47 protein-coding genes are annotated in these 22,126 nt (G+C 39.5%); 6 read left to right on the top strand and 41 right to left on the bottom strand.

Features of this window, described 5'->3' with window-relative positions; translation table 11 throughout:
• Window position 1 precedes the first annotated feature (1 nt).
• The 13 genes from HT669_RS02785 to HT669_RS02725 form a co-directional block, all read right to left on the bottom strand.
• The gene (locus HT669_RS02785; protein WP_172922628.1) at window positions 2–340 is read right to left on the bottom strand and encodes a hypothetical protein; all 339 of its coding nucleotides are present in this window, start codon (window positions 338–340) and stop codon (window positions 2–4) included.
• Window positions 285–725 (bottom strand): phage Gp19/Gp15/Gp42 family protein, encoded by a 441-nt coding sequence (locus HT669_RS02780; RefSeq protein ID WP_172922629.1) that lies wholly within the window; start codon window positions 723–725, stop codon window positions 285–287. Before HT669_RS02780 ends, HT669_RS02785 begins: the two co-directional genes overlap by 56 nt.
• 3 nt (window positions 726–728) lie before the next feature.
• Window positions 729–866, bottom strand: coding sequence for a HeH/LEM domain-containing protein (locus HT669_RS11475; RefSeq protein ID WP_345789518.1), 138 nt, complete (start codon window positions 864–866; stop codon window positions 729–731).
• Between the two features lie 80 nt (window positions 867–946).
• A complete protein-coding gene (locus tag HT669_RS02770) occupies window positions 947–1,843 on the bottom strand; it encodes a phage major capsid protein (protein ID WP_172922631.1) in 897 nt (298 codons plus the stop codon).
• Between the two features lie 5 nt (window positions 1,844–1,848).
• Window positions 1,849–2,313 carry a DUF4355 domain-containing protein gene (locus HT669_RS02765; RefSeq protein ID WP_172922632.1) on the bottom strand — a complete coding sequence of 155 codons (465 nt, stop codon included), beginning with the start codon at window positions 2,311–2,313 and terminating at the stop codon, window positions 1,849–1,851.
• A gap of 81 nt (window positions 2,314–2,394) precedes the next feature.
• On the bottom strand, window positions 2,395–3,807 hold the full coding sequence (locus tag HT669_RS02760; protein WP_172922633.1) for a terminase large subunit: 1,413 nt from the start codon (window positions 3,805–3,807) through the stop codon (window positions 2,395–2,397).
• Window positions 3,808–3,857: 50 nt separating this feature from the next.
• Window positions 3,858–4,088 (bottom strand): hypothetical protein, encoded by a 231-nt coding sequence (locus tag HT669_RS02755; protein ID WP_050216382.1) that lies wholly within the window; start codon window positions 4,086–4,088, stop codon window positions 3,858–3,860.
• A gap of 49 nt (window positions 4,089–4,137) precedes the next feature.
• A complete protein-coding gene (locus HT669_RS02750; RefSeq protein WP_112445646.1) occupies window positions 4,138–4,365 on the bottom strand; it encodes a hypothetical protein in 228 nt (75 codons plus the stop codon).
• Window positions 4,352–5,587: a hypothetical protein gene (locus HT669_RS10970; RefSeq protein ID WP_240148712.1), complete on the bottom strand. Its 1,236-nt coding sequence runs from the start codon at window positions 5,585–5,587 to the stop codon at window positions 4,352–4,354. Before HT669_RS10970 ends, HT669_RS02750 begins: the two co-directional genes overlap by 14 nt.
• Window positions 5,541–6,845 carry a hypothetical protein gene (locus HT669_RS02740; protein WP_172922634.1) on the bottom strand — a complete coding sequence of 435 codons (1,305 nt, stop codon included), beginning with the start codon at window positions 6,843–6,845 and terminating at the stop codon, window positions 5,541–5,543. The genes HT669_RS10970 and HT669_RS02740 overlap by 47 nt, the downstream gene beginning before the upstream one ends.
• 191 nt (window positions 6,846–7,036) lie before the next feature.
• Window positions 7,037–7,381, bottom strand: coding sequence for an HNH endonuclease signature motif containing protein (locus tag HT669_RS02735; RefSeq protein WP_119942458.1), 345 nt, complete (start codon window positions 7,379–7,381; stop codon window positions 7,037–7,039).
• Between the two features lie 234 nt (window positions 7,382–7,615).
• Window positions 7,616–8,182: a site-specific integrase gene (locus HT669_RS02730; RefSeq protein ID WP_172922635.1), complete on the bottom strand. Its 567-nt coding sequence runs from the start codon at window positions 8,180–8,182 to the stop codon at window positions 7,616–7,618.
• 288 nt (window positions 8,183–8,470) lie between these two features.
• Window positions 8,471–8,899, bottom strand: a complete 429-nt coding sequence (locus HT669_RS02725) for an ArpU family phage packaging/lysis transcriptional regulator (protein ID WP_172922636.1) — start codon at window positions 8,897–8,899, stop codon at window positions 8,471–8,473.
• A 129-nt stretch (window positions 8,900–9,028) separates the two neighbouring features.
• On the opposite strand from HT669_RS02725, the gene HT669_RS02720 reads away from it, so the two are divergent.
• Window positions 9,029–9,244 carry an AbrB family transcriptional regulator gene (locus HT669_RS02720; RefSeq protein ID WP_049524334.1) on the top strand — a complete coding sequence of 72 codons (216 nt, stop codon included), beginning with the start codon at window positions 9,029–9,031 and terminating at the stop codon, window positions 9,242–9,244.
• Window positions 9,228–9,581: a type II toxin-antitoxin system PemK/MazF family toxin gene (locus HT669_RS02715; RefSeq protein WP_112445311.1), complete on the top strand. Its 354-nt coding sequence runs from the start codon at window positions 9,228–9,230 to the stop codon at window positions 9,579–9,581. Before HT669_RS02720 ends, HT669_RS02715 begins: the two co-directional genes overlap by 17 nt.
• Before the next feature lie 20 nt (window positions 9,582–9,601).
• Here HT669_RS02715 and HT669_RS02710 read toward each other — a convergent pair whose 3' ends face one another.
• From HT669_RS02710 to HT669_RS02625, 19 genes are all read right to left on the bottom strand, one after another.
• Window positions 9,602–9,994 carry a YopX family protein gene (locus HT669_RS02710; protein ID WP_172922637.1) on the bottom strand — a complete coding sequence of 131 codons (393 nt, stop codon included), beginning with the start codon at window positions 9,992–9,994 and terminating at the stop codon, window positions 9,602–9,604.
• Entirely contained in the window at window positions 9,991–10,251 is a 261-nt protein-coding gene (locus HT669_RS02705; protein WP_172922638.1) for a DUF1372 family protein, read from the bottom strand. The genes HT669_RS02710 and HT669_RS02705 overlap by 4 nt, the downstream gene beginning before the upstream one ends.
• Window positions 10,248–10,523, bottom strand: a complete 276-nt coding sequence (locus HT669_RS02700; RefSeq protein ID WP_050242942.1) for a hypothetical protein — start codon at window positions 10,521–10,523, stop codon at window positions 10,248–10,250. Before HT669_RS02700 ends, HT669_RS02705 begins: the two co-directional genes overlap by 4 nt.
• Before the next feature lie 12 nt (window positions 10,524–10,535).
• Window positions 10,536–10,871 carry a hypothetical protein gene (locus tag HT669_RS02695; RefSeq protein ID WP_172922639.1) on the bottom strand — a complete coding sequence of 112 codons (336 nt, stop codon included), beginning with the start codon at window positions 10,869–10,871 and terminating at the stop codon, window positions 10,536–10,538.
• Entirely contained in the window at window positions 10,872–11,435 is a 564-nt protein-coding gene (locus HT669_RS02690) for a DUF1642 domain-containing protein (protein WP_172922640.1), read from the bottom strand.
• On the bottom strand, window positions 11,428–11,754 hold the full coding sequence (locus HT669_RS02685; protein ID WP_172922645.1) for a hypothetical protein: 327 nt from the start codon (window positions 11,752–11,754) through the stop codon (window positions 11,428–11,430). The genes HT669_RS02690 and HT669_RS02685 overlap by 8 nt, the downstream gene beginning before the upstream one ends.
• Window positions 11,726–12,058 (bottom strand): hypothetical protein, encoded by a 333-nt coding sequence (locus HT669_RS02680; protein WP_172922641.1) that lies wholly within the window; start codon window positions 12,056–12,058, stop codon window positions 11,726–11,728. Before HT669_RS02680 ends, HT669_RS02685 begins: the two co-directional genes overlap by 29 nt.
• Complete coding sequence (locus HT669_RS02675; RefSeq protein WP_172922642.1) at window positions 12,048–12,239, bottom strand: hypothetical protein; 192 nt, start codon at window positions 12,237–12,239, stop codon at window positions 12,048–12,050. Before HT669_RS02675 ends, HT669_RS02680 begins: the two co-directional genes overlap by 11 nt.
• On the bottom strand, window positions 12,226–12,393 hold the full coding sequence (locus tag HT669_RS02670) for a hypothetical protein (protein WP_000233205.1): 168 nt from the start codon (window positions 12,391–12,393) through the stop codon (window positions 12,226–12,228). Before HT669_RS02670 ends, HT669_RS02675 begins: the two co-directional genes overlap by 14 nt.
• Window positions 12,394–12,408: 15 nt before the next feature.
• Window positions 12,409–12,804 (bottom strand): single-stranded DNA-binding protein, encoded by a 396-nt coding sequence (gene ssb / locus HT669_RS02665; RefSeq protein ID WP_172922643.1) that lies wholly within the window; start codon window positions 12,802–12,804, stop codon window positions 12,409–12,411.
• A 90-nt stretch (window positions 12,805–12,894) separates the two neighbouring features.
• Window positions 12,895–13,119 carry a hypothetical protein gene (locus HT669_RS11470; RefSeq protein ID WP_101514645.1) on the bottom strand — a complete coding sequence of 75 codons (225 nt, stop codon included), beginning with the start codon at window positions 13,117–13,119 and terminating at the stop codon, window positions 12,895–12,897.
• The gene (locus HT669_RS02660; RefSeq protein WP_000470308.1) at window positions 13,119–13,313 is read right to left on the bottom strand and encodes a hypothetical protein; all 195 of its coding nucleotides are present in this window, start codon (window positions 13,311–13,313) and stop codon (window positions 13,119–13,121) included. The genes HT669_RS11470 and HT669_RS02660 overlap by 1 nt, the downstream gene beginning before the upstream one ends.
• Before the next feature lie 14 nt (window positions 13,314–13,327).
• The gene (locus HT669_RS02655; protein WP_172930238.1) at window positions 13,328–14,098 is read right to left on the bottom strand and encodes an ATP-binding protein; all 771 of its coding nucleotides are present in this window, start codon (window positions 14,096–14,098) and stop codon (window positions 13,328–13,330) included.
• Window positions 14,092–14,250 (bottom strand): hypothetical protein, encoded by a 159-nt coding sequence (locus tag HT669_RS02650; protein ID WP_000511763.1) that lies wholly within the window; start codon window positions 14,248–14,250, stop codon window positions 14,092–14,094. Before HT669_RS02650 ends, HT669_RS02655 begins: the two co-directional genes overlap by 7 nt.
• Entirely contained in the window at window positions 14,238–15,047 is an 810-nt protein-coding gene (locus tag HT669_RS02645; RefSeq protein ID WP_001289773.1) for a phage replisome organizer N-terminal domain-containing protein, read from the bottom strand. The genes HT669_RS02650 and HT669_RS02645 overlap by 13 nt, the downstream gene beginning before the upstream one ends.
• Window positions 15,040–15,336 (bottom strand): hypothetical protein, encoded by a 297-nt coding sequence (locus HT669_RS02640; protein ID WP_050207548.1) that lies wholly within the window; start codon window positions 15,334–15,336, stop codon window positions 15,040–15,042. Before HT669_RS02640 ends, HT669_RS02645 begins: the two co-directional genes overlap by 8 nt.
• Window positions 15,337–15,348: 12 nt before the next feature.
• Window positions 15,349–15,651, bottom strand: coding sequence for a hypothetical protein (locus HT669_RS02635; protein WP_050207547.1), 303 nt, complete (start codon window positions 15,649–15,651; stop codon window positions 15,349–15,351).
• A gap of 12 nt (window positions 15,652–15,663) precedes the next feature.
• Window positions 15,664–15,954 (bottom strand): hypothetical protein, encoded by a 291-nt coding sequence (locus HT669_RS02630; RefSeq protein WP_000398534.1) that lies wholly within the window; start codon window positions 15,952–15,954, stop codon window positions 15,664–15,666.
• A gap of 103 nt (window positions 15,955–16,057) precedes the next feature.
• Window positions 16,058–16,201 carry a hypothetical protein gene (locus HT669_RS02625; protein WP_000389586.1) on the bottom strand — a complete coding sequence of 48 codons (144 nt, stop codon included), beginning with the start codon at window positions 16,199–16,201 and terminating at the stop codon, window positions 16,058–16,060.
• Between the two features lie 116 nt (window positions 16,202–16,317).
• Here HT669_RS02625 and HT669_RS02620 point away from each other — a divergent pair, with 116 nt between their 5' ends.
• Window positions 16,318–16,542, top strand: coding sequence for a hypothetical protein (locus HT669_RS02620; protein WP_000040988.1), 225 nt, complete (start codon window positions 16,318–16,320; stop codon window positions 16,540–16,542).
• A 131-nt stretch (window positions 16,543–16,673) separates the two neighbouring features.
• Here the strand turns inward: HT669_RS02620 and HT669_RS02615 are convergent, their stop codons facing one another.
• Genes HT669_RS02615 through HT669_RS02605 form a run of 3 tightly spaced genes read right to left on the bottom strand, consistent with a single transcriptional unit; the run spans window position 16,674 to window position 17,887 of the window.
• Window positions 16,674–17,387 (bottom strand): ORF6C domain-containing protein, encoded by a 714-nt coding sequence (locus tag HT669_RS02615; RefSeq protein ID WP_050207546.1) that lies wholly within the window; start codon window positions 17,385–17,387, stop codon window positions 16,674–16,676.
• Window positions 17,388–17,434: 47 nt separating this feature from the next.
• Complete coding sequence (locus HT669_RS02610; protein ID WP_023940072.1) at window positions 17,435–17,695, bottom strand: hypothetical protein; 261 nt, start codon at window positions 17,693–17,695, stop codon at window positions 17,435–17,437.
• 39 nt (window positions 17,696–17,734) lie between these two features.
• Window positions 17,735–17,887: a hypothetical protein gene (locus HT669_RS02605; RefSeq protein ID WP_001284486.1), complete on the bottom strand. Its 153-nt coding sequence runs from the start codon at window positions 17,885–17,887 to the stop codon at window positions 17,735–17,737.
• A gap of 65 nt (window positions 17,888–17,952) precedes the next feature.
• Here HT669_RS02605 and HT669_RS02600 point away from each other — a divergent pair, with 65 nt between their 5' ends.
• Entirely contained in the window at window positions 17,953–18,483 is a 531-nt protein-coding gene (locus tag HT669_RS02600; protein ID WP_001135683.1) for a hypothetical protein, read from the top strand.
• 25 nt (window positions 18,484–18,508) lie between these two features.
• Here HT669_RS02600 and HT669_RS02595 read toward each other — a convergent pair whose 3' ends face one another.
• The 6 genes from HT669_RS02595 to HT669_RS02570 all read right to left on the bottom strand — a co-directional run bounded on the left by HT669_RS02595 (window position 18,509) and on the right by HT669_RS02570 (window position 19,765).
• A complete protein-coding gene (locus HT669_RS02595) occupies window positions 18,509–18,649 on the bottom strand; it encodes a hypothetical protein (RefSeq protein WP_000993373.1) in 141 nt (46 codons plus the stop codon).
• Between the two features lie 32 nt (window positions 18,650–18,681).
• Complete coding sequence (locus HT669_RS02590; RefSeq protein WP_000451679.1) at window positions 18,682–18,873, bottom strand: hypothetical protein; 192 nt, start codon at window positions 18,871–18,873, stop codon at window positions 18,682–18,684.
• A gap of 9 nt (window positions 18,874–18,882) precedes the next feature.
• On the bottom strand, window positions 18,883–19,080 hold the full coding sequence (locus HT669_RS02585) for a hypothetical protein (RefSeq protein WP_001057655.1): 198 nt from the start codon (window positions 19,078–19,080) through the stop codon (window positions 18,883–18,885).
• A gap of 11 nt (window positions 19,081–19,091) precedes the next feature.
• The gene (locus HT669_RS02580) at window positions 19,092–19,277 is read right to left on the bottom strand and encodes a helix-turn-helix transcriptional regulator (RefSeq protein ID WP_050207545.1); all 186 of its coding nucleotides are present in this window, start codon (window positions 19,275–19,277) and stop codon (window positions 19,092–19,094) included.
• Between the two features lie 122 nt (window positions 19,278–19,399).
• The gene (locus HT669_RS02575) at window positions 19,400–19,591 is read right to left on the bottom strand and encodes a helix-turn-helix transcriptional regulator (protein ID WP_050207544.1); all 192 of its coding nucleotides are present in this window, start codon (window positions 19,589–19,591) and stop codon (window positions 19,400–19,402) included.
• 15 nt (window positions 19,592–19,606) lie between these two features.
• On the bottom strand, window positions 19,607–19,765 hold the full coding sequence (locus tag HT669_RS02570) for a hypothetical protein (RefSeq protein ID WP_153300024.1): 159 nt from the start codon (window positions 19,763–19,765) through the stop codon (window positions 19,607–19,609).
• 359 nt (window positions 19,766–20,124) lie between these two features.
• On the opposite strand from HT669_RS02570, the gene HT669_RS02565 reads away from it, so the two are divergent.
• On the top strand, window positions 20,125–20,913 hold the full coding sequence (locus HT669_RS02565; RefSeq protein WP_172922644.1) for a S24 family peptidase: 789 nt from the start codon (window positions 20,125–20,127) through the stop codon (window positions 20,911–20,913).
• Window positions 20,910–21,800, top strand: coding sequence for an Abi family protein (locus HT669_RS02560; protein ID WP_000089905.1), 891 nt, complete (start codon window positions 20,910–20,912; stop codon window positions 21,798–21,800). Before HT669_RS02565 ends, HT669_RS02560 begins: the two co-directional genes overlap by 4 nt.
• Window positions 21,801–22,126 lie beyond the last annotated feature (326 nt).

The raw sequence follows: 22,126 nt of genomic DNA, 5'->3' as shown, positions 1-22,126 counted from the left end.
ATCACTCATAAACTTCAACCATGACCTTTCTATTCCAAGATAATGGAATCATTGACTCAATTCCCTCTTGAGGAAAGCCAATTGTCCGCCATTTACGACCAAAGAACTTGACCTCACGGTTTTCCCACTTGTTAGTATCTCCTTTGGGAATACCAAGTGTATATTCCGCCTTTTTCCCAGTCAAGTTCATTTGATTGATGACGTCCTCTGATGAAGTTGGGGCAACCAATACATTTTGAACCTCAATCTCAACATCACGATGGATTGGATGACCGAAATCGTCATTACCAATTTCCACCTTGTCTATTAAAATGACAGGGATTCCTTTTAGGTAGGTCATAAATCTCAATCGCTCCATATCGTTGTGTTTTCTTCAAACCAAGCCTTTTAAGTTCGGTATCTTTGATAAAAAGACCGCCCCCAGGCACAAGGTAAGAACCACTAAACGAATAACCTAAGGCACTTTCAGCAACCTGAGTCATTGGTTCATGGTCTGTTGAGGTCATGAGGGTTCGTGCCACGATATCGACCGTGACAGATTTGGCAACACTAGCGAATGACACGCTTTCGGCTACCATATCGTCAAGGTCTTTACCGACTTTTTTAGCTTCAACTCGCAAAGAATTAGATACAACTTCCAACAAAGCCTCAGCCCTTGCACGCTCATCAAATTTCAACGAGCGCCACAACAATTCCAAGTCTTCAATCTTTGCAAAATTTCCCATAAATTACCCTTTATGACTCTTATAAAGACTGAGTAGCTCTGACTTCTTGGCATTCTTTTCATAGTGAATACCCAGCTCATCTAAACTAGATTTTAACTCAACGACAGTCAGATGTTCTTCCTCAATCACTTGCTTTTCCACAGGTACCCAATTACCCCCGAGAATACACTCGGAGGCAATTATTACGCCTGATTTTAAATCACGGTATAAAGCCATAGAACTTACGCTTTCACACGGGCAAAGGCTTCTTCATCAAGGATGCCCCAACCGATAAAGGCTTCTGCACGTAAGCAGATTTCATTGTAGGCTTTAAGGTCACGACCTGCTCCATCTGGATCACCGTATTCAATGATTTCCATCGGGATATTTTCAGCATAACCCCACTTGAAGCGATTTTGGAAATCCCCTACAATAGCGTGGTCTGTTTCAGCAGTACCACCAGTTACAGTAAGGTTTTTACTAATATCTGACTTCATACCGTAGAACGAATCTGGATTTTGACCAAAGCGAAACTCAGGATATTGAACAACTCCGTTAACCTTAATTTTAGCCAAGTTTTGGCCTGCAGTTGGAGACAAGGCAAGGCCTGTCACTTCCCCACCTTTCGCTACAATCGTTTGAACTGCAGCATCAATATTATCATCGATATGCGCTTCATCATATGTAACAATATTACCAGTAATCACACCGTCAAATGAGTTTGTTGCACGGAAAGTTGCATCTGTCATGGATTTTGGTTCAAGACCGTGAATAGCAGCAAGATCAAATCCTTCAGCAATTTTTTTGGCGAATCCATCAATGTATTCTAACAAGAAATTCATTTGTTTTTCTTCTGATGCATATTTAAATTCATCTGTCATACGAGCTTGATAAACGAATTTAATGGGTTTAATAATTTTTGAAGTAATTTTAGCTTTCCCAGCTTGTTTTTGTTCTCCCTCCCCAACAATTTGAGCATTACCTTCAAGGTTGAAGATGAATTGCTCCACTCCATTGAAAGGAATCGGTGTTTGAGATGCGAGCTTAGCAAGTACAGAATGTCCCTGTACTTTACTAATAACTTCTTTTACTAGTTCTGGTTTAAAAAGTGTTCCAGCTTTCATTGCATTATCTGTCATAATTTCTATTCTCCTTTTGGTTGTAATTCACGAAGCATTTGCTTCATTTGCATAGTTTTGTCATCACCGATAGGGGGCTCCGTATCTCTTAGCGGTGCTTGAGGTATTGCTGGACGCATAAAGCCAGCTAGACGCTCAGCGTCAGCCCTCAATGCCTCTTCGTCAGCGCCTTGAAGACGGTCAGCCAAGTCATAAGGCAAGCCATTTTGTAAAGCGATACGAGTTCGCAAGCTAGCAGTTTCATAATTGCTCACTTGCCCCTGCAACTCAGTGATTTGAGCATCTAATCCCGCTCTAGCTTGCTTGTCATCTTCAACAGTAGACTTCAAAGCACTGTTTTCAGTTTCCAGTTCTGAAACACGTTTCTTGAGATCATCATAATCACCGAATTTTTCACGCTCACGTCTGATACGTTCCTTCACGATGTTATCTAGCTCTTCCTGTGTTTCAATCGTTTTAAATTCAGACATCTTCATGTCTCCTTTCTCCTGCTTTCCCGGCAGTTCGGTAATTTTTAGGCATCAAAAAAAGCAGTCTCTCAACCGCTCTTCTTAATAACTGATTTTTTGCTTTTTCTTAGGCTTAGTTGTCACACAAGCCCAATGCGCAAGCAAGGCGCTATCCATCAAAGAAATATCCATATCCGCAAAATGCGAGCGATAGCCAAACCCACCGTTTGAACCGATATTCCGCTTCTCACAGTTGGTTGTGATTTTCTTCAAAGACGGTTGACCAGCATGGCACAAAGTCTTTTGATAAATCCCTTGTTCCCACATAGAGTTGGCCACGATGATTTCCTTGACCGTAGGCAATATCACGCTCTTCATGCGTTCCTTCTTCAACTCTTCATCAAGGATTTTCTGACCGCTTGCCCCATCGACTACGATAGTAGCCACATCGGCACGCTTGACAAAATCCAAAATCCAGTCATTTCCGTTACGGACTGACTGACAGTCAATCGTCTCAACAAAAATCCGCTCATCTACAGTACGAACAGCAATACTTAATGCCACGTTTGCGCCATCTTGACCATATTTGACTCCAACAAACAACTTACCTGACAAATCAGGCATAGAGTCAACGCACAACTCATTCCATTCCGTTTCCGAAATAGCAGATTTCTGGTTGTATTCTGGCCAATAACCCAAACGCTGAACATTATGGTCTAGCTTATCATCACCAAGCTCAGCTTCTATCTTCCGCTCATTCAAATGGTAACCCATAGAGGGATTGGAGTTATACCAGGCATCGACATCATCGATTTCTTTTTCCTCAGAAACCGACCACTCCGCCCAACCTGAGTATTTTCCTTTCCCAAAAAGGCAATTCTTACGGTAATTGGTGAATACCGTCCCATTTGAAACAGGTGTAGGAGGTGTCCCACACATGATTGTGATTGGATTGCTACTATCCGTTACCGTATATTTCAAAGCCGATTCCTGCTCAGTCGTATATTCCTGAGCCTCATCGATTACAAGAAGGTCAAAACCTTCCCCCAAACCACCATTGGATGTTCTGGTACGAAATTGTACAATCCCACCGCCGTCAAACAGTTCAATCCGCTCTTGTCCCTTGGCTCGTATAGAGCTAAAGTGCTCACCGTCCACATATCCCATTTTTTCAAGGTAACGTTTAACCTTTTCAAAAGAGGAATGAGAGGTGGATATTCTATGAGCCGTGTGTAGGATGTTTAGTCCATTATGCAGGCCCCAAAGTTCAAAAAGATACAAGAGTTCGGACTTCCCATTACGACGAGGAATAGAGTAGCCGAATTTTTGATGCACCCACAAACCATTCTTGTCAACCGCCATGATGGATGTCAGTAAGTTGATTTGCCAAGCATAGCAAGAAAGACCCGTCCGTTCGTAGATTTCTACCGCTTCTTTCGCCTTAGAATTTTTCTTGACGTACTTTAAAATTACCGATTGAGTAGGATTCTGATTGCCAAGTTTCTTTCTAGCCATCCACTGCTCCTTTCAATCGTACCGCATGATAACCCTATCGCTGGGATGATTTAATTGATTACGTTCAAAATATAGTTTTTAGCAACATCTAGCATTCCCAATGCCTGCAAACTACTATCCCAGCTATAGCCAAGATTTATCTCACCATCTTTATCCAAAGAAACTACCAATACCGAAGTGTAGTCATGACTAGCCTCAAGATTTTCCTCCAAAATTTCTTTCACGGAAGCACCGCGCTCCAGACTAGACTTTTTCTCTGAAAAATCAATCGTGTTTCCCATTGTTACTCCTTTCTAAGCATAATAAAAGCACTTAGATTTCTCTAGGTGCTTAATACCAAGCAACTTGCCCTGATTCTTTCAAACTGCCGTCTTCATTTTTTAGATTTATGATGCATTTTGACACATAATCAAAACCATATTTCGGGGGATCATTTCGCTTTATCTCACGGGTAGAAGGGTTAAATTCAAAAATCTCCCTTCTACTCACATCACCCTCAGGAAAGACCTCGTAATGGTAAAAACCGTTCACAACTTCAATCAAATTAAATTTTAACATTATTCTTCCTTTCCAAATATCGAGTCAAAGCATTACCATAATTATATGTTTCATCTGTTTTAGCATGAGCAGTATCATAATCCATATTCCCTCTGACATACATATAATCATGCTCCAATCGCTCGTGTTTCAATAATATCAAATCATGTGATTGGATATCCTTACCAGTAATCAGACGCTCCCACGACTCTGCCATATTGACTTCTGGATGAAATAAGCTTTCCCCGTCTTTTAAAATATGGATATCATTAAAAACATGATTAAAAGCAATATCAACATCTTCCTTGGTAAAGTCTTTCATTTCCTTAAACTTTCCAATGTTCGAGTAAATTTTTCGCTTCTCTAATTCTTGATTACTATTTTTTATTTTGTCATACGTAAGATAAGCGTGCTTTTCTGCTTTAATAAAATCTTTTGGCAAAATATCATCATTAGATTCATCACGAAAATAATTTCTTGCACCAGATTGAACAGGTAAGCCTACACCTTTTAATACTTCTATTTTAGCACTTTTTTGAGATTCTGCCCAACGTTTAGTATGAACATTCTGTTTCTTCCCATTACCAGGATGATAGTCAACAGTACATCTACAATTGCCATGCCGTCTATATATATCCTTGGGAACTTCTGGATAATTGTATGAACCCTCTAAACTCTTGCACCATTTGCACGGATGACCGACAACTCTTCGAACAATTTTCGGACTCAGCCCCACTTTATGATGAAACTCCACATTTTTTCGAATGCTATCATCCACAATGCTCTGACTAAAATTTACAATCGGATCATCAAGCAACCATTTTACATCATCAAAACTTTCCTCACTTGCTAAACGATTAACCAGACCATCAATTCGGTCTTGATTGAGTTCAGGAACCTGAGCAGCTAACCCAATTTTAGCCTCAGAGTTCAAATTCTTCTGAACTTGTTCAGTATAATCACTCACAAGCTCGTAATTTCGCCCCAGAACGTCCGTCAGCACACGTTGAGCGATATTGTAATACATTTTACCGTCTGGTAGTGTTTCGTTCGTTAGAGAGGCTCCCAGAGCCTTAGAAAGTATCTCCCCAATTTCAATAGCATATTGATTAGCGTCCAAATAACTTGCCTTACTATGATGCAGTTTAGACAGTAAGTCTTTCAAGACCTCGCTGTCCAACCTAGCACCTTCAAACTCAGACTTGATTTTCTTGAGCAGGCTCGGAACGATATCCTCCACCATCTGCACCCTCCTTCACTACTGGAGCAGGCTTGTCTGACCCCTTAATTCCAGTCAAGTCACGGATGGTTTCAGCATCCATATAACCAGGCACCGCTTGATTCAGTTTGATAACACCATCACCAATCAAGGTCAGCATGTTAGCGTCCGCCTCAAACAAAGGCTCCCACTTCACAACCGTTTTATTGAACTGCTTTCTCAGATACGGAAACTCATCACGTAAACAAGTTGCGACATAAGCCACATTCAGCAGACCAGAACCTAGAGAGCGCTGAGCCTTCCGACCAGCTAACCGCAAGTTCTCATGACTAGCTTTGATAGCTTCAACAGATGACGGATTGTCAGACACAAAGCCAAGGTCATCCAAGGTCAAGCCCATTTCTCCAGCAAATCCAGCCGCTGCAGTCCGTAACTGCTCAGTAAAAGGAGACATGCTAGACGTGGTGAATTGTCCCACATTCGGCTTGTCCCCTTCATCATCTTTCGTAAATGTAAGTAAGCTAGATACAGTCGCTTTCCATGTGTCAATTGCCTCAGCATCTTGACTCAATCCCAATACATACTTCTGAGGGAATGAATAGAACTCAGCAGTCACATCTGACCGCTCAAGCGTTCGTTTAGCATATCTCTGATAGTACATCCCAGCCCGAGTAATTCGTGACCGACCAAACGGCCGAACCGCATCAGGTCTATGAATGACTGGCACCAGCAAAGGAACCCCAGTTGGATTTCCGATTGCAAACTGCTTACCATCTTTCGGATAGAACCAAGTCACATCACTAGTAAAATAAGCCTCAAGCACGGCATAACCATTGTCATCCCGTTTCAAGACTGCATATCCCTCAGTTAGCAAGCCAGTGATAGGATCCAGAACACCAGTCGCATTGCTTGCCTCGATAACCTGCAACCTAGGAGCGTCATCGTCATCTCCTTGCGAGATGTAGACAAAACAACACGACCCAATCAATGCTGAAAGGATCGCGCTATCAAAGAATACATCTGGATTGTTCTGAGCAAAGATTTCATTTGCCCCAAACTCATCATTAGCAAACTCACGAAAGACCAAACGGTCTGCTAGGCTATCAACACCTTTAGCAGCCCAACCTAAGACCGCCCGATATTGTTGCCTGATTTGAGGGGGTATCGTAATACCAACATCTATATCGTTGTGTTGCATAGCATACTGTTTGTATCTAGTATCTACACCCATTTTGTAATTGGCTAGCTTCTTCCTGAGATAGCCCATACCTTTCAATGTCATTTTATACAACTACCTTTCATTTCCCGCGAGAAAAAATGTACAGTGACGGTGTGAAGCCCTGAAGCACCGAGGGGGAGGGGGTCATCCCCCCCACCTTGGCAGGAACACTCGTCCTTTTTTCATTTTCTATCTAATTATTTTTTTAAACAAGGTCTATTTATTTTTGTAAATGATTACTGATGGTTTTAATATTAACTCTTATATTTAAACCAATCTGTGCTTTGTGGCAAGTTCCTATTACCAATGACCTTTGTTCCGTTTGTCTTCTCATCAGCATATAGCTTGTCAGACTTCTGTCTATTGCATTGCCAGTGCGCCAATTGCAAGTTAGCAATGTCTGATGGATGTCCGTTCTTATTTACTGGAACGATGTGATCAATGACTGGACTTAATGGATGAGGATATCTCAGGTCTTTGTCTACAGGCTGGCCACATATCCCACAAGTGTTTCTTGTCTTTAAGATAATCTTCTTGTTCTTCTCAAAGGCTACTCTATGGGGTCCACTACGGTCTGCTCGGATGGGGGTGGTATTCATCTGGGGAGGGGGTCCTTTCTTTTTAAGGGAGGGGGTTGGTATTCTCAAATATACCCCCTCGGTATCTTTCAAAGTAGGGGTGTTTTTAGTGCACCCACCCCCTCTTGTATTTAACATATCTTATATTCTGTTAAATAAAATTAAACAACTTCAAAGTCAAGAGTATCAAGGCTTCTACCATATTTTTCTAAAAACTAATTTACATTTTCTCATTATGTAAAATAGATAGGCTATTTAGTAATCAAATGATAGTATACTCTGGTCAAGTTCGTCTTGACTATAACCGATATATCCTAGTGTGATGTCTGGTGTGGAATGATTGAATATCTTTTGTAGGATAGCTACATTACTATTCTTTTTGTAATGATGATATCCAAATGTCTTCCTCATCGAATGAGTTCCTATATGATTCAAACCTACATATTTAGCTGCATCTTGAAGTATTTGATAGACTGCTACTCTTCCAATGTGTGTGATACGAACACCATCTGTTCTCTTTTTCTTTTTACTTGGAAAGAGATAGTCGTACTCTGCTAACTGATTATCTTTAATGTATCGATTGATTTCTTTTCTGAGAGGGGGGCTGATTGGAAAATACCTTATCTTACCAGTCTTCTTCTCTTTTAGTTCAATCCTATCAGCAATTACTTGCTTGACTTGAAGAGGTACTATGTCGCTCACTCTTAAACCAGAGTAGATTCCAAACATGAATAAAACATAGTTTCTATCACTTTTGTTTTTCAAGTAATCTTTGATTCGTTCTATATCGTCTAAATCACGAATTGGTTCTACTTTATTCATGTACCTCTCCTTTCCTACATAAAAAGCCACTGGTCGTGGCGTTGAATATGACAGTAGCTGGAATTGAACCAGCTGGTCTAGCAGTAAAACGCACGTTTGGTAAAAGTTTCAAGGAGACCCAAACAACCTGCTAACCTGTCCTTACTGTCTAAGAGGCCAAAGCCTCTGCATTTTTAGGAGTCCTCATGACTGTTCGTTGCCAATCATTGGATAATACTATTTTAGCACCTTTTTTCGTTCCAATTCTCCCAAGATTTTCCCAGATTTTTCCCAAGATTTTCCCAGAAATCACTTGTAGACTAAAAGGTTGCTAGCTTGATAGGACTCTGCAAACTCTAATAGAGCTTTGTTTAATATCCGATAATACTCACTGGATGAGTAGCCTAGTTCTGAGTAGATGCTGTAGTCTTCCCTCCTTTTCTTCCTGCAATATCGTTCGATTAGGATACGTGTGTATTCCATATCAGAAAGATTGTTGATTGCTTTAGCGATTAGTTCTAAATCCTGCTGAGCTGACACTCTACGCACGACCATGCTTTCTACCTGCTTACTTGTCTGACCACTTGATGATTTTGGTTCAAGCGAGTAGGATATTGTTATTTTTGGAGCGTATTCTTCTCCAGCAATCCGTCTCAGACGACTGTATTTTTTAAGGACTTTGATAGCTTCCTTTCTTGTCTTCTTTTCATCGATGATATCCAATAATTCTATTTGCACACGAACTCCTCCTCATGATATAATAGTTATGCGAAACTATAACACGAGGAGTCAGCTGTGCTGGCTTTTTTCTTGCCTTGCTCCCTTTTTAGGTGTATACTGTATGTATACAAAATAAAGGAGAAACAAATGAATACTGTTAAAACTCGTAAGGTTGGGAACTCTGTCACTGTGACCATTCCCAAAACACTCAACGTTCCAGAAGGTCAGGAAATGTTTGTCTACAAGGGTGTAGATAATGTCATTGTCCTGGCTCCAAAAATTCCAGACCCATTTAGTGGCGATGCAGACCTACGCATGGAAGATGACTTCGAGGGGGTAAGATTCCTTGACAGCGAAATATGATTACATCCCAGAAAAACAGGACATCATCTGGATTGACTTCGACCCGTCTGTTGGACGTGAGATTCAGAAACGCCGTCCTGCTATTGTCGTCTCTCGTAGAGAATATTCGGAGCGGACGGGATTTGTTGCTGTATGCCCTATTACACACGGTCAAAGCAGACTAGAAGAACAAGGTCTGCTCGTTCCTGTGCGTTCCAATAAGGTAGATGGCTCTGTCAATCCACTCCAACTCTATACTTTTGACTTTAGAGAGCGCAGGGCTCAAAAAATCACAACCATGGATACAACCAGTTTTCAGAAGGTTGTCCAACTCTACAATTTCATCTTCGAAGCCTAGTCCTTATGGATTGGGCTTTTTTATTCCTCCAAAAATTCAGGGTTTTCGTAGATGTTGCCGATGACTTCTTCATGCTCAGTCCACGCATATCCTTCTCCCAAGTCTTTTAGGTATACAGCTGGCATTCCACCTATGAATGTACCACCATATTCTTTTTCTAAATACACTTCATGTGGACATCCTCTTGTGCATTTGATAATATCTCCGACAAAGACCTCTTTGCCGTTCTTATCCTTGAGTCCTGTTGATTGCATGATAGAGTCATAATCATCAAAATGTAACCACTTTTTTCTATCTTCAATCCAAATGACAGGACAAGTCCAGTTTTCATCATCTGTGTCACAATTGCCTACCATGACTTTGTAATTCATTTCTTTTCGCAGTCTATCCCACGCTCTAAATTTTGGTATCATAACATCACCTCATCCCCAACTTTCACTTTCTCATACACGTCCTTCGTAACTACAAACACCCCGTAGTCACGAATGGTAAGCGTGTATAGCTTCCCCTGTCGTCCTTTCTCAAGGACTTTACCGAATATCTCTGCTCCTGCATTATCCGCCTTATAGATAACCATTGGCTTCTTCTTTTCTAGTTCTGCAATCCTGTCCATCTGCCAGATGTTTAGTTCGGCAGATAGAAGAATCCAGATAGCTATGAATCGTTTCAATCTACTTCAACTCCTAACTCTATCAACTGCTCTTTTAAATCCTCGATTGTTCGCGTCAAAACAACCTTAATCGCATCTGATAAAACTTCAGATGTAATAAACAACGTTGTATCAGAATAAAATGTACAATTTTTAATTGATAACCTAAATTTCGGATCTTGTCTCAATATTAAAGCTTCTTCAAGGGGCGTTTTTTTGTGATTGATAAACTTTTCAAGTTCTTTAATCTGTTGCCTGATTTCTCCTGCTTTTTCCAAATCTTTTATATTCATCACTCCACCTCCTCATTTTTCTAACGTTTTGATTACACTTTCAATCTGTTCTTTCTTCTTCTGCAATTCTTCCAAACTTTTGACTTCTAATGCTTTTTTAATAATTTCAAGTTGTTCAATTTCTTTTTTAAACTTTATAAGTCCTTCAACTTTACAAGCATAATCCCTAAAATTATTTGCCCAGTCATATTCATCCCAACCAAAAGTTCTCAAAAGTTCTTGTTTTAAGTCATAGTATTTTCTTACCAAATCTCTATTGACCATCGCTTGAGAGTACATAATATAAAATGTCATAGCCGAAATTAGTAAGCAAGCTATAAACATTCCCCAAAACATTATATTTTCCATTTACTCCACCTCCTCAACTTCAATACCTTCACAATCGAATACCCAGCCGAAGCCAGCTTCTTCTAGTTCTTTGCGGGTGTGGTGTGCTCTGTGTCCGTCTGAATTATTTTTATCTGTGACCGTCCATATATCAGCATTTTTGTGATAGCTCAAAAAGCTCAGTGCGTTTACGATACCTTTCATCTTTACCCGATACCGCTTCTCTTCCTCGATCTCGTAGTCGAAAATCCAAGCGAGTGCGAAGAGTTCGGAATTATCCCAGTACCATTCTGCTACTATGTCAGACATGCTTGCGTCTATTGAGTAGGACAGTGTATGCCCCAGTTTTTTCTGTTCTGTGATAAATTCAGCCACAAACTGCGGAACTTTGACTGGTTGCGGTTCGTCCTTGACATAAATCGCATCGTTTGGAGCAATAATTTGTTCGCCGTAATCGAGTTTAACAATATTCTCAACAAACCTGTCAGCAAGCACCTTTAAGCCAACTATCTTCCCTTTTATTAAAATCTCTGTTCCGATAGGGAACAAAATCCGTGGGACATTAATCAATTCCTGCTTATTCATCTTCGCTTCCTCCATAAATCAAATAAACTGCAATAACTATCTGAGCCATGCTTGGCGAATAGCCAACCCAATCATCAAACTCCTTAGATTTTGGCAACCAATCCTTAGTAGCTCCCAAATCATAGTCTGTAGGCTTTTCATCAGCGAAGATGCATTCCATCGCTCCCATAAACGTCATACCATCTTCTGCCATTTCCCAAAAATAGTCCGCCCGGTCTTTCACCGCTTGTGGTAAATCTTGCTTGGGAGGTTGCGGCTTCCCGTCTTCTACCGTCCAGTTGTATACTGCATTAACTTTTTTCTTTAAATCTTCCATCATCTTCCAACTCCTCATTATATTTTTCTACCAATTCATGCAACCACGACCAAGGTTCGGTTTCTTCAACGATTGGGTCAACTTCCCTTTCTTGCAACCAAGCTGAGAAATTAACCACATTATCAATGTAGATTGTGTCGTAATCGCCCCAATCCCAAACAGTTAAATAAATTTCTGTTTCAGTTCCATTTTCATCTTCAACCGTTATTGAACCATTTTCAACCCACGCTGTACCAAAACACAATTCGCAAGTGCCAGTCTGTTCTTCTTGAAAATCTGAATGGTATTCTGTCACTTTATATTTCATCTTCCAACTCCTCCACTTTTTTCCTCAATTCTTTATTCTTTTTCTTCAACAAATCGCGCTCCAGCGCTCTAATCCGTCTCTTGCGTGCATCGCACAGTTTCGAATACTCGATTATCTTCTCTTCATTTTGCTCAATTGTACGTTTCAGTCCTTCGATTACTACCTGTTTATCGTAATTCATCGTCTAAAAATCTTTCAATAGCTTCTCTATAGGAGACTTCCGCCATACCGTCTAAGTCGTTCAGGGCTTCAATATAGTCTGGACGCCCTTGCCCATACTGCTTTTTCAAAAACTCAACAAAGAGATGAATTTCCTGATAGGTTACTCCAACCATATTTCTTACCTCCCACTAAAACGGAAAATCATCTTCCTCAAGGGCGTATCCTGGCATTTGTTCCTCAATATTCGAACGGTTAGCAGTATCATCACGCTTTTCAAGTCGCTCAAAACCATCTGCGACCACCTCAGTCAGATAGACCCTGCTCCCCTCCTGATTCTCATAGTTCCTTGTCTGGATGCGACCCGTCACACCGACCAGATTGCCCTTCTTGCACCATTCTGCGAATAGCTCCGCCTGCTTACGCCACATCATACAGTTGATAAAGTCTGCCTCTCGCTCGCCGTTGGCTCCCTTGAAATTCCGATTGACCGCCAGAGTAAAGGTAGCAACCGCCACATTCGACGGTGTATGTTTTAATTCAGGGTCTTTCGTCAAGCGCCCCACTAACGTAACATTATTAATCATCTTTCTTTTCCTTTCCTGTCGCACATTCCACAACTGAGTAACCGATAAAAAAGCACAGAAAAGTTATTCCAAATTCTTTAATAAATTCAATCATTTTCTTCTCCTCCTGAAAAAAGTTGCTAAATAGTAACAATCCTTCGCACCATAGTCAAACCGTGTCGTCCGCTGACCAATGTGCTTCTGAAACCTTGGCTGAGTGATAGCCGAGAAAGCCCACTGATAATCTTCCATTTGCTCAATGAGATCATCGACATTGTCAAACGTCCCAAGGTAAAACTTGCAGTGCCCGTTGTAGACGAAGTAAAGCTCTAACATCACTCCACCTCAACAGGGTAAAAGTTCCCAAAGGAACCCCTCAAAGCCTTTCCTACCTGTAGGGCTGCCCCCCGAGAAACAAACCGCATGGCTTTCTTCTCCTCAGAACATGAAATGTCCAAGCCAGTCACTCCGATAACTGCGGATCTCAGAAAGGGCTTATCCTCTCTTGTTCCATGCTTTAAAATAAACATCAGCCACCTCCATTCTAAAAATAGTGCTTCCGCTTGTTTGTCAAGTCATTGAAAACCATCAAATGGTCTTTATCTACACCCTTCATCAGTCTGGACATAAAGGGTCTGCCATATCTTTTCTGAATATCAGCAGAAGTCAAATTGGTGGTAATAATTGTATTTGAACGCTTATTCAGGATATTGTAGAGGATAGTAAACGACCACTCACTATCCTTTTCCATGCCCAAATCATCCAAAACCAAGAACTTAGCACTGGCAATTTTATTGACCAGAAACTCTTCCTGACTAAAATCAGCTTTAATCTTCATCAACAAGTCCGTCACATTGATAAAAATCGCAATATCTTTCGTGTACTCAGATAGAGCCTTAACCATCGCAAAGGCCAAATGGCTCTTACCAGTTCCAGCTTCTCCTTGTAACACGATGTTGTTCCTAGCCCCCTCAGACCACTCACGACAAATCCTCTTTGCAAAAGCTAGCTTTTCCGCTTCTTTTTCAGTGGGTGTCTCAAAGTTGTCCAAAGTCGCATTTTTCAAAACCTCATCATAAAGAGAAAACTTCTCAAGATAGTATTTCCTCTCTCGCTCATTCTCAGCGTCGGCCAGTTCATTCACTCTTGCTTGATTCTCCTCATGGATCCGCTCAGATTCACACATGCGGCATACAACACTCTCAGTCCGCAATATCTTTATCAAAGGAATGTTATGCTTTTCGCAAAACTCATCTTGTTGTTCTGTATTCCTGTGATAAGATAAGGCAATCTCCTCAAACACATTGTCTACCATGACAGACGACCTCCACATTCATGCCAGCTAGCCATTTCAGACAAGCATGCAACCACTTGATGAATTGGTTGGTCTGCTAAAAGAGTTTTCTTCTCGTAGCTTAACGGATAATAGTCAATCTCGAATTGTTCAATTAGTTCTAGTATCCCCATTCGTCCTTGGCCTCCTGTTCTTCTTTCTTATCCTTATTCTTTTTCTCTGATTGACGAACCTGTTCAACAGTGGTAACATTGTTCATCTGCCAATTTCTTAAAATCCCACCAATATATTTGATGTTCGGCTTTCCTGAGTTAATAGCAGTCTTCAATGCTTCTTTCACCAAATCCACATCATTCTCATTTAGGAGATGGTTGATTTCTTCAATTTCAAATCCAGATAAGAGCCTACGAAATTCAGATTGAAAAAGTTCTAAGATATTTTCTTGACCACCACTACTAGTAGTAGTAGTTATTCTTTTCTTATTCTTATCTTTATCTAATCTATTCTTATTCTTATCTTTATCTTCTTCTAGTGCGTTACCGTCCGTTACTGTAACGTTACCTGTAACGTTACCAAGAGCAAGATTTTTCTGTTTTTTACGGTATTTGGCTACACGGTTGCGTGTCTGTTCCTTTATTTTCTCCATTCCGTCAACGTTTTGATGTTTTTCCCAATTTGGCAAGCTAATAATACCATCGATAATCTCAATCATCCCAAACTGTTCAAAAACTCCAATAGCCATTCTTACTGTATTCAATGGTCTACGAAAAATAGTAGCTAACATTTCATCTGTATAGTGAACCTTATCAGTCATCATCAACAAACCATTACTGTTATGTTTTCCAGCAAGTGTCAAAATCTTGAACCATATCACTAAGATGGCATCAGGATCAGGCAAGGCATCAATCAGGCAAATCTTTTCATCGTCAAAAATATCGGTTGTGATTTTTATCCACTTAATTTCAGACATACCTAGCACCCCACTTCCTACGGTTAGCGCGATACTTCATTCGCATATCCTCATAGATGTACCTGCCTTCCAGCTCCATTTTTTCAATCTTTAGCAGCTTATTTTTAAGCTCCACATCACGATAGTCCTTAGCTAGTTTTTTATAGTCTGTTAGGTATTCTTTGACTAGTAATAGATTTTTATAATCGTTTTCCCATATAGTGATAAAATGTCTTGAAGTTGATTTCCTTACTTTCAGTTCTTTAACAATCATAGTCAGGTTATCCAGCCATTCAATCAATTCTTCCATTTCCTGACCTCCTCACTTCAAGCTGTGCATTTTAGGCTCTGGCAAAGCTAATGGCTCCGGACGTAAACCTTCAGGCGGTTCGTTGTCGTAGGTAAAGCCAGGAAATGGACGACGGATATTCTTGCGAATTTCTTGCCATTTGTCCTCTCTACCACGTTCGTATCCTTGGATAATCATAGACGCAAATTCTTGCTCTTCTCGTCTCTCTTCTTCCTCTCGTTGTTCTTGCAATTTGATATGACGGCAAGCTCCTGCAAATCCAATCAGCAAAGCTCCAACACCCATCAACTGGTCTAAAATCGGTGGTTCAAACATTTTTTAATCTCCTTATGCTCTTAATTTTCGTACTTCTTTTTCTAATTCCAAAATTTCATAAACATCATTGATATCATACATAATATCTTTCCCTTGCTTACGAAATCTTAATCCTTTACGTTCTAACTTTTTAATATAGCCATGAGTAAAGCCGAACTTCTTCATCAAAGCCTGTTGATTGATTGGCATGCGATCATTCTCTAATTGCTCCTTGACCTGCTTTTCAGCAAAAGCCAATAATTGATTTGTGAACAATTCAGCACTTTCGCCGTCTAATCGTAATTGTAACGTTATACCTTCCATTTTCTACATCCTCTCAACTATGCGGGCAAGCATTTTTGTGATATAATGGTTTAAATTGTTTTAGTATGCGCCTGACTTCGTCAGGTGCTTTTTTGCGTTGTTGTCAAACTGTTTTACTTTCCAGCGCTCTGAGTTCTATCTCATGGCTGACTTGTCTAAATAGCTTCTCACACGCTATTTTAGCTTCTCTGTACGTTGTAGATTCACTGATGAAGTAATCAGCAAGTTCGATGATTTTATCTTCCATTCAACCTCCTACATCAGCCTCAAGACTGATGTAATATCCTCCTAAATTGCTATAATACTCTTGACTAATATCTCTCCCGTTTTAGTCAAAAATTTAACAGAAAGGAGGTTCAAAAAATGAGTAAGCTTAGCCATAAGCCAAACCACGTTGTTAAGAAACTAACCTGGGAAAATCTCGATAATATTCTATTATCTAATTTTTCAGAGTCGACTACTGATAAACCTAGCGCAGTAATTCAGTTATCTGATTTTGAAATGTCTAAAACTGAAATTATCGAAGAAGCAACTGCTCAAGGTTATCAAGTTATCGATAATTCTGATGGTTACTTAAAGTTTCTATAACGAATTTTAAAGATGATATATTTGTACGATTTACATCAATATCTCTTTTTAACTTAGCGATCTGTCTATCAGATTGCTTTTTTCTTTTCCCACTATACGGATATCGTCTTGGTCTCATTTTCTTTCCCTCCCTACGCTTGACTAAATGCGTTCAGTTCCATGATTTTCATCTTGGTATTGGTGCTTGGCTCCCACGTCATCCAGTAAGCTAGAGCGGCATCCGCATGCTTCTTGGGTAGCAAGTCATAGCGACTAATGTTGAAGTGGTCTTTAAAGTCAATCTCAGCTTGTCTAAATACCGACTGAGCAAAAATCTTATCCGCATAAGCTGGGCTATCAATGCCACCCAGGCAAGCCACAACCCTAGCCTTACGCTTCTTCAGGAGCGACTGAGCATAGCTTGGATGAATCGGTTGCTCACTCTTGAGGTAGTCGATATCTTCCAACATGCTAGTCTGTTGCTCACGCAATTTCTTCTGTCCAGTAAAGAGAGCGATAAAAGCATCCTCGTCCAAATCCTCGCGAATAAATCCGCCCTGCTTACGAATAGCTGGCAAGACCTCTGATGTCACCCAGCGCTTGAACTCCTTAGCTTGAGGCAACTTGCTGGATAAGATAAGAGAGTAGAGACCAGATTCGTTGATGATAATAGTATTTTGTGTTCGTCCTAGATTATCGGTGAGTCCGTATTTCACGGAGTCATCTTCATCAACGTGCCGAGAAATTGCGTCCAGAGGTTTAGCATATCCTAAGATATCCGCTACATCCTTCCCGACAAACCAAGGCTCGTCATCAATTGTCAAAGTACGGACTTCCTGCCCGTGAAAATTAAAAATTTCGTTCATAAAGTTCCTTTCTAAATTTGGTATAATGAAAATAAAACTCGCCAGAGCTATTTAAGTAAAGTATTTTTAAACGACTGTTTGACAGATACTATATGAGGCGCTTCACGGTTATTTATATAATCAACCTGAATAAGTGTCTCTGGCACTTCATCTTTCTTTGTCTCCCAAATTATCTTGATACCTTGAAGACCAATATCTTCTGCTCGAAAATCAATCCCGTTCAAAATAACTCGTGGAATACTAGAGTCGCTATCTATCTTAATTTCTAAATTTTGAATTGGTAGTAAATTTTTTGATAGGCTGCTCATATCTCTTTCCTTCCTATTGTTCTCCCCATTTTGCTATAATTAAAGCAGATCCTTGAGAAATTCTTCAAGTTCCTTACGCTGAGACTCAGCAAGCTCTGCTCTTTCAATAGCTTGTTGAGTCATCAGTGTTTTAAGACTACTACTTAATTTTTTTCTATCGATGTAACTATTTTTAAATCCCTTATTTGCCATCTCTTCCTCTCCTTTCTATTTTTCTCTCCTTTTTGCTATAATAAAAGCAGAAAGGAAGTGATCTAATGCCACAAATCACCAATGATAATGTCCAGATTTGGACACTCTATATCACAGTAATAATTGCAGTTATCGGTTTTGTTTTTAATACCATTTCACTCTGGCAAACAAAGAAAGCTACAGAGGATATGGCAAAGCCTTATATTAATGTTTATGTAGATGTCTATGCAGTTAAAAATCAACAACGTACCTTTGTTTTTAAAAACTTTGGCCAAACTCCAGCATATATAGATAATATTCAGATAGATGGCGAATTGGATCCATTGAATTCTGTACACCGCTTCAACTCACTTATCGGAAATATGATTGCCCCAGGACAAAAATTTACATCATCAATAGACCCAGATTATAAAGGTCGAATTACACTGACAATTACTTACTCCGATAGCAAGAAACACAAATATATAGACAAGTTTGTACTTGATGCTACATTGGCATCTGCAATGTTCTACACTGTAAACGAGAGCAATAAAAGCGATTCTCCAGCTACAGCTATCAGACAATCGACCATGGCTCTATTACGCGATCTACGATAGAACCATCTCCGAGCGATTTTACAGTTCAAACATCACGTAAGAATTCAATTTTTATCTCAACAGTTTCATCGTCAAGTGTATTGGCGATGATTTTATTTTTTGCGTCAATCGCTTCGTTCAAGTCTTTACAAGTTAATTCATAAAATACATTTACATTTGCATTCATCTCTTCCCCTCCTATTAGTGAATTTTTTTGTTCTATTTTTTGTTAGCAATTCTATCCATTGTATCTAAAGTAAGTTTTTGTATCTCTTTTCGTGCTTGCAATTCATTGTCAAAAAAATTCTCAAGCATTTCGGTCAATCTATTCGAATATCCTCGCAATAGCATTACCGTCACCAAAAATGAAGTAATAGCTGATACAATGACCACATAAAGAAAAACTTCCATCTTCCCCTCCTACTCCAGCACCTTACTGCCGACTACCAATCGTTTAACGACAACGTCCATCTCCTTAAATTCGGCATTCTCTGCACAGTAGCGGACGCTCTCGCTGATGATGTGACAAATAGATACGCCGTATTCGTTCGCCAGCTCCGTAGCGATCTCCCAGGCATCTCTGTCAATCCGTGTTACTTTTTGCGCTGCGTTGTTCATAGTATTTCCTCCTACAACATATCTTCTACCCTACACCCTAGCGCCTTGGCAATGACCACCGCCTGCGACAGCGTCACTGCTTTCAAGTCGTTCTCGATCCGTGACAAGGTCGTGTAGTCTATCAAGGTTCGCTTGGCAAGCTCACGCAAGCCCAGCTTTTGAACCATTCTCAGCTCCCTCATTTTCGCTCCATACATTGACTTTTTCCTTTCTACTAATAGGTCTTTTCAAAACTGTTGGTACTTGTCAACAGTTTTGATAGAATTATTCTATCGATTTTGAAAAAAGTTTGACCTTTTTGATGTTTCCATTTTGGTGACTATCTTGGTGAAAAAATTTCTTGCAATGGTTTATTAAAAAAACTATGCAAGAAAAACATTTCATCTTGAGTAAAAGGACGTTGCCCCTTTTCTTTCTGACGATATGCCGTTTCGGATATCCCAAGTTTATCTGCCAAATTTTTTTGCGTCAATCCTTTGGATTTACGTAATTCATACAAAAGAATTTGCAAACCATAATCACCTCCCTATCTGAAAATTAAATATAAAATTAGTACGATAATACCAGACCAGAACAATATACTCGGAATAAGTCCACCTCGAATTTCCAAGGAAGTTTTTGCATGATTGTCTTGATTCATCTTTTCGTAATCAAAGTTACCAAACAAGAATTTTTTCCAATCCATATTTTTCTCCTTTTTCTTGCAGGAGATACAGCCTATATGATACAATGACAGTACCCCTTTAAAGGGGAGGGGCTTTAGGTCAGCCCCTTGTAAACTTCTACCACTCTATTGAGTAGTGAAGTTCGAATTTGAACCAGAGAATTTGGATTTTTAAGCCGAATTCTCTTTTTTTAGGTCTTTGTTCCTGTCGCCTCATTGGCTGCACCTCCTTTTTTATTTGGTTGATTACCTCAACCATGATTTAATTATATCACCATTTTGGTGACAAGTCAACACTTTTTTAATGAAAAAATAAAAAAAGTTGCGTTTTCGGTGACTTTTTTATATAATCTACATATAACATCACAGGAGTAAAAAATATGGACTTAAAAAAATACATAGGAAATCAGATAAAGCTATTCAGAAAATCAGCTGGTTTTACTCAAGATGAACTTGCTCAAAAGCTAAATACAACAAAACAAACCATTAGTAGATATGAAAAAGGGGAGCGTAAAGCTAATCAAGATATGCTATTTTCTCTATGCGATATTTTGGGTGTAAGTATTGATGACTTCTTTCCATCTATTAGTAAAGGAGACACCCCCACAGCGTCCCCAGATTCGCTCACACAGCAGATAACGGACAAGGTGGTACAATTAACCCCAGATAATAAAAAAATCGTCCTACGGACTTCTGAGGAGCTTCTGAAAGAGCAGAAAAACGAAGAAGAAACGAAGATAAACGAAGTATCGGAAGTTATCAGCTTGTATCAAGTTGAGGTTGTATCTGAGACGGCAGCAGCTTCTGGATTTAACTACGGATTTGGGTACGACGATACAGACAGAGAGACTATAGAGGTTGACGAGCAACCACCACGTCACGATATTGCTACCAAGGTCAGCGGAGACTCCATGCAGCCTGACTACCAAGACGGAGACATTCTCTATTTAGTAGACAAAGGACTGACTACCTACAACGGAGACCTAGCAGTTATCGCATACGGAGACCGTTCTTACTTTAAGAAGATCTATACCGAAAACGGACGCTTACGCCTCGTATCACTCAATGACAAGTACGAAGACATCATCCTAGACTTCCCACCAGCCGAAGACACACACATCAAGATCTATGCAGTTGTCGGGGTGTATAGAGGAGGTGCTACCTATTGAGTCGTCAACCAAAATGGAATAATAGAAAACTTATCAATCACCTAGCTTCTAAAGATGTTACCTTCAACAACATTTCTATAGGTCAAGCAATAACTTTCTTGGATAAGAATAACTACTACTACAAACTAGCTGCCTTTAGGAAAAACTTTAAAAAGAAAGATGGTAAATATGTGGATTTAGATTTCTCGTATTTACAGGATCTTGCATCTCTTGATATGAAAATCAGAGCTATACTTTTAAACATAGCAATCGATGTGGAACATTTTATTAAGGTTGAACTTTCTCGCCAAATAAACAATAATCCGCAAGAAGATGGATATAGCATTCTGACTGAGTTCAAAAACTCGCAATACAATAAATATTACGAGTTTACAAAGAAGAAATTCAGAGAGTCACGTTATCAAAACGCTATGTTTAATAAAAGAAAACATGATTATCCATATTGGGCATTGCTAGAACATATGGACTATGGTTGTCTCATCAAATTCGTAACATTCTACTACCAAAAACACGGATGTAAATCATTAAAAAAAGCTTCAGAATTAGGTGATGGAGCTAGACATATAAGAAATGCCTGTGCCCATAATAGCGTTTTACTACTTAATGTGTTTGAAAAGGATGATAAATTATCAAACGTTAACGCTGTTATTACTACTTTTGCAAAACAAGTCGATGTAATCAAATACAAAAACTATAAGAAAGTAAACGATTTAATTTCACTTCTAGTATTGGCTAAAGCTTATTGCTCTCCTGCAGTACTAGACTACCAAAAACAAGCTATAGACAATTTTATAGTGCGCTGCCAGAGGAATCAATCAGCTTATGCTAAAAATGTGGAATTAACAAAAATGATGGTTGTATTCAAAAAAATCGTTGACATCTTATAAATAATTTGATACTATGGATATAGTGTAAGACTGATTTAGTTCAGCGCCCTATAATAAATGCGTGCATTTACAAGGGAATCCATACCATAGAAAAAGTCGACTAGTTCCTAGCCGGCTTTTACTGTTTTTAGAAAATATATTCTACAAAGGCAGTAAGTGTTTCCATTTTGGAAACAACTCAAAAAAATCCCCACACTCTCCATCGTCAAACTTTGAGTGTGAGGATTTAACTTTCCATCAAGCAAGCAATGGAAAGGATGATAAAAAATACAACTATAGTTTATCATAAGTTCTACACCTTTTCAACTATGCGGGCAAGCAATCGA

This window comes from Streptococcus sp. 2100 (genome assembly GCF_013276335.1).
Lineage (GTDB): Bacteria > Bacillota > Bacilli > Lactobacillales > Streptococcaceae > Streptococcus > Streptococcus pseudopneumoniae.
This window is presented reverse-complemented; position numbering and strand designations above follow the sequence as displayed.

Excerpts from the sequence above, each read along its gene's own strand:
- HT669_RS02595 (WP_000993373.1), bottom strand. The coding sequence starts at position 18,649 with ATGAATGCAAATGTAAATGTATTTTATGAATTAACTTGTAAAGACTTG.
- HT669_RS02590 (WP_000451679.1), bottom strand. The coding sequence starts at position 18,873 with ATGGAAGTTTTTCTTTATGTGGTCATTGTATCAGCTATTACTTCATTT.
- HT669_RS02655 (WP_172930238.1), bottom strand. The coding sequence starts at position 14,098 with ATGGTAGACAATGTGTTTGAGGAGATTGCCTTATCTTATCACAGGAAT.
- HT669_RS02600 (WP_001135683.1), top strand. The coding sequence starts at position 17,953 with ATGCCACAAATCACCAATGATAATGTCCAGATTTGGACACTCTATATC.
- HT669_RS02710 (WP_172922637.1), bottom strand. The coding sequence starts at position 9,994 with ATGATACCAAAATTTAGAGCGTGGGATAGACTGCGAAAAGAAATGAAT.
- HT669_RS02630 (WP_000398534.1), bottom strand. The coding sequence starts at position 15,954 with ATGGAAGGTATAACGTTACAATTACGATTAGACGGCGAAAGTGCTGAA.
- HT669_RS02735 (WP_119942458.1), bottom strand. The coding sequence starts at position 7,381 with ATGAATACCACCCCCATCCGAGCAGACCGTAGTGGACCCCATAGAGTA.
- HT669_RS02685 (WP_172922645.1), bottom strand. The coding sequence starts at position 11,754 with ATGATGGAAGATTTAAAGAAAAAAGTTAATGCAGTATACAACTGGACG.
- HT669_RS02585 (WP_001057655.1), bottom strand. The coding sequence starts at position 19,080 with ATGAACAACGCAGCGCAAAAAGTAACACGGATTGACAGAGATGCCTGG.
- HT669_RS02615 (WP_050207546.1), bottom strand. The coding sequence starts at position 17,387 with ATGAACGAAATTTTTAATTTTCACGGGCAGGAAGTCCGTACTTTGACA.
- HT669_RS02700 (WP_050242942.1), bottom strand. The coding sequence starts at position 10,523 with ATGAATATAAAAGATTTGGAAAAAGCAGGAGAAATCAGGCAACAGATT.
- HT669_RS02610 (WP_023940072.1), bottom strand. The coding sequence starts at position 17,695 with ATGAGCAGCCTATCAAAAAATTTACTACCAATTCAAAATTTAGAAATT.
- HT669_RS02675 (WP_172922642.1), bottom strand. The coding sequence starts at position 12,239 with ATGAATTACGATAAACAGGTAGTAATCGAAGGACTGAAACGTACAATT.
- HT669_RS02605 (WP_001284486.1), bottom strand. The coding sequence starts at position 17,887 with ATGGCAAATAAGGGATTTAAAAATAGTTACATCGATAGAAAAAAATTA.
- HT669_RS02720 (WP_049524334.1), top strand. The coding sequence starts at position 9,029 with ATGAATACTGTTAAAACTCGTAAGGTTGGGAACTCTGTCACTGTGACC.
- ssb (WP_172922643.1), bottom strand. The coding sequence starts at position 12,804 with ATGATTAATAATGTTACGTTAGTGGGGCGCTTGACGAAAGACCCTGAA.
- HT669_RS02730 (WP_172922635.1), bottom strand. The coding sequence starts at position 8,182 with ATGAATAAAGTAGAACCAATTCGTGATTTAGACGATATAGAACGAATC.
- HT669_RS02640 (WP_050207548.1), bottom strand. The coding sequence starts at position 15,336 with ATGGAAGAATTGATTGAATGGCTGGATAACCTGACTATGATTGTTAAA.
- HT669_RS02780 (WP_172922629.1), bottom strand. The coding sequence starts at position 725 with ATGGGAAATTTTGCAAAGATTGAAGACTTGGAATTGTTGTGGCGCTCG.
- HT669_RS02650 (WP_000511763.1), bottom strand. The coding sequence starts at position 14,250 with ATGGGGATACTAGAACTAATTGAACAATTCGAGATTGACTATTATCCG.
- HT669_RS02635 (WP_050207547.1), bottom strand. The coding sequence starts at position 15,651 with ATGTTTGAACCACCGATTTTAGACCAGTTGATGGGTGTTGGAGCTTTG.
- HT669_RS02695 (WP_172922639.1), bottom strand. The coding sequence starts at position 10,871 with ATGGAAAATATAATGTTTTGGGGAATGTTTATAGCTTGCTTACTAATT.
- HT669_RS02750 (WP_112445646.1), bottom strand. The coding sequence starts at position 4,365 with ATGTTAAAATTTAATTTGATTGAAGTTGTGAACGGTTTTTACCATTAC.
- HT669_RS02765 (WP_172922632.1), bottom strand. The coding sequence starts at position 2,313 with ATGTCTGAATTTAAAACGATTGAAACACAGGAAGAGCTAGATAACATC.
- HT669_RS10970 (WP_240148712.1), bottom strand. The coding sequence starts at position 5,587 with ATGGTGGAGGATATCGTTCCGAGCCTGCTCAAGAAAATCAAGTCTGAG.
- HT669_RS02660 (WP_000470308.1), bottom strand. The coding sequence starts at position 13,313 with ATGTTTATTTTAAAGCATGGAACAAGAGAGGATAAGCCCTTTCTGAGA.
- HT669_RS02690 (WP_172922640.1), bottom strand. The coding sequence starts at position 11,435 with ATGAATAAGCAGGAATTGATTAATGTCCCACGGATTTTGTTCCCTATC.
- HT669_RS02570 (WP_153300024.1), bottom strand. The coding sequence starts at position 19,765 with ATGGATTGGAAAAAATTCTTGTTTGGTAACTTTGATTACGAAAAGATG.
- HT669_RS02770 (WP_172922631.1), bottom strand. The coding sequence starts at position 1,843 with ATGACAGATAATGCAATGAAAGCTGGAACACTTTTTAAACCAGAACTA.
- HT669_RS02625 (WP_000389586.1), bottom strand. The coding sequence starts at position 16,201 with ATGGAAGATAAAATCATCGAACTTGCTGATTACTTCATCAGTGAATCT.
- HT669_RS11470 (WP_101514645.1), bottom strand. The coding sequence starts at position 13,119 with ATGTTAGAGCTTTACTTCGTCTACAACGGGCACTGCAAGTTTTACCTT.
- HT669_RS02740 (WP_172922634.1), bottom strand. The coding sequence starts at position 6,845 with ATGACATTGAAAGGTATGGGCTATCTCAGGAAGAAGCTAGCCAATTAC.
- HT669_RS02785 (WP_172922628.1), bottom strand. The coding sequence starts at position 340 with ATGACCTACCTAAAAGGAATCCCTGTCATTTTAATAGACAAGGTGGAA.
- HT669_RS02760 (WP_172922633.1), bottom strand. The coding sequence starts at position 3,807 with ATGGCTAGAAAGAAACTTGGCAATCAGAATCCTACTCAATCGGTAATT.
- HT669_RS02680 (WP_172922641.1), bottom strand. The coding sequence starts at position 12,058 with ATGAAATATAAAGTGACAGAATACCATTCAGATTTTCAAGAAGAACAG.
- HT669_RS02645 (WP_001289773.1), bottom strand. The coding sequence starts at position 15,047 with ATGTCTGAAATTAAGTGGATAAAAATCACAACCGATATTTTTGACGAT.
- HT669_RS02580 (WP_050207545.1), bottom strand. The coding sequence starts at position 19,277 with ATGTATGGAGCGAAAATGAGGGAGCTGAGAATGGTTCAAAAGCTGGGC.
- HT669_RS02620 (WP_000040988.1), top strand. The coding sequence starts at position 16,318 with ATGAGTAAGCTTAGCCATAAGCCAAACCACGTTGTTAAGAAACTAACC.
- HT669_RS02755 (WP_050216382.1), bottom strand. The coding sequence starts at position 4,088 with ATGGGAAACACGATTGATTTTTCAGAGAAAAAGTCTAGTCTGGAGCGC.
- HT669_RS02670 (WP_000233205.1), bottom strand. The coding sequence starts at position 12,393 with ATGGTTGGAGTAACCTATCAGGAAATTCATCTCTTTGTTGAGTTTTTG.
- HT669_RS02565 (WP_172922644.1), top strand. The coding sequence starts at position 20,125 with ATGGACTTAAAAAAATACATAGGAAATCAGATAAAGCTATTCAGAAAA.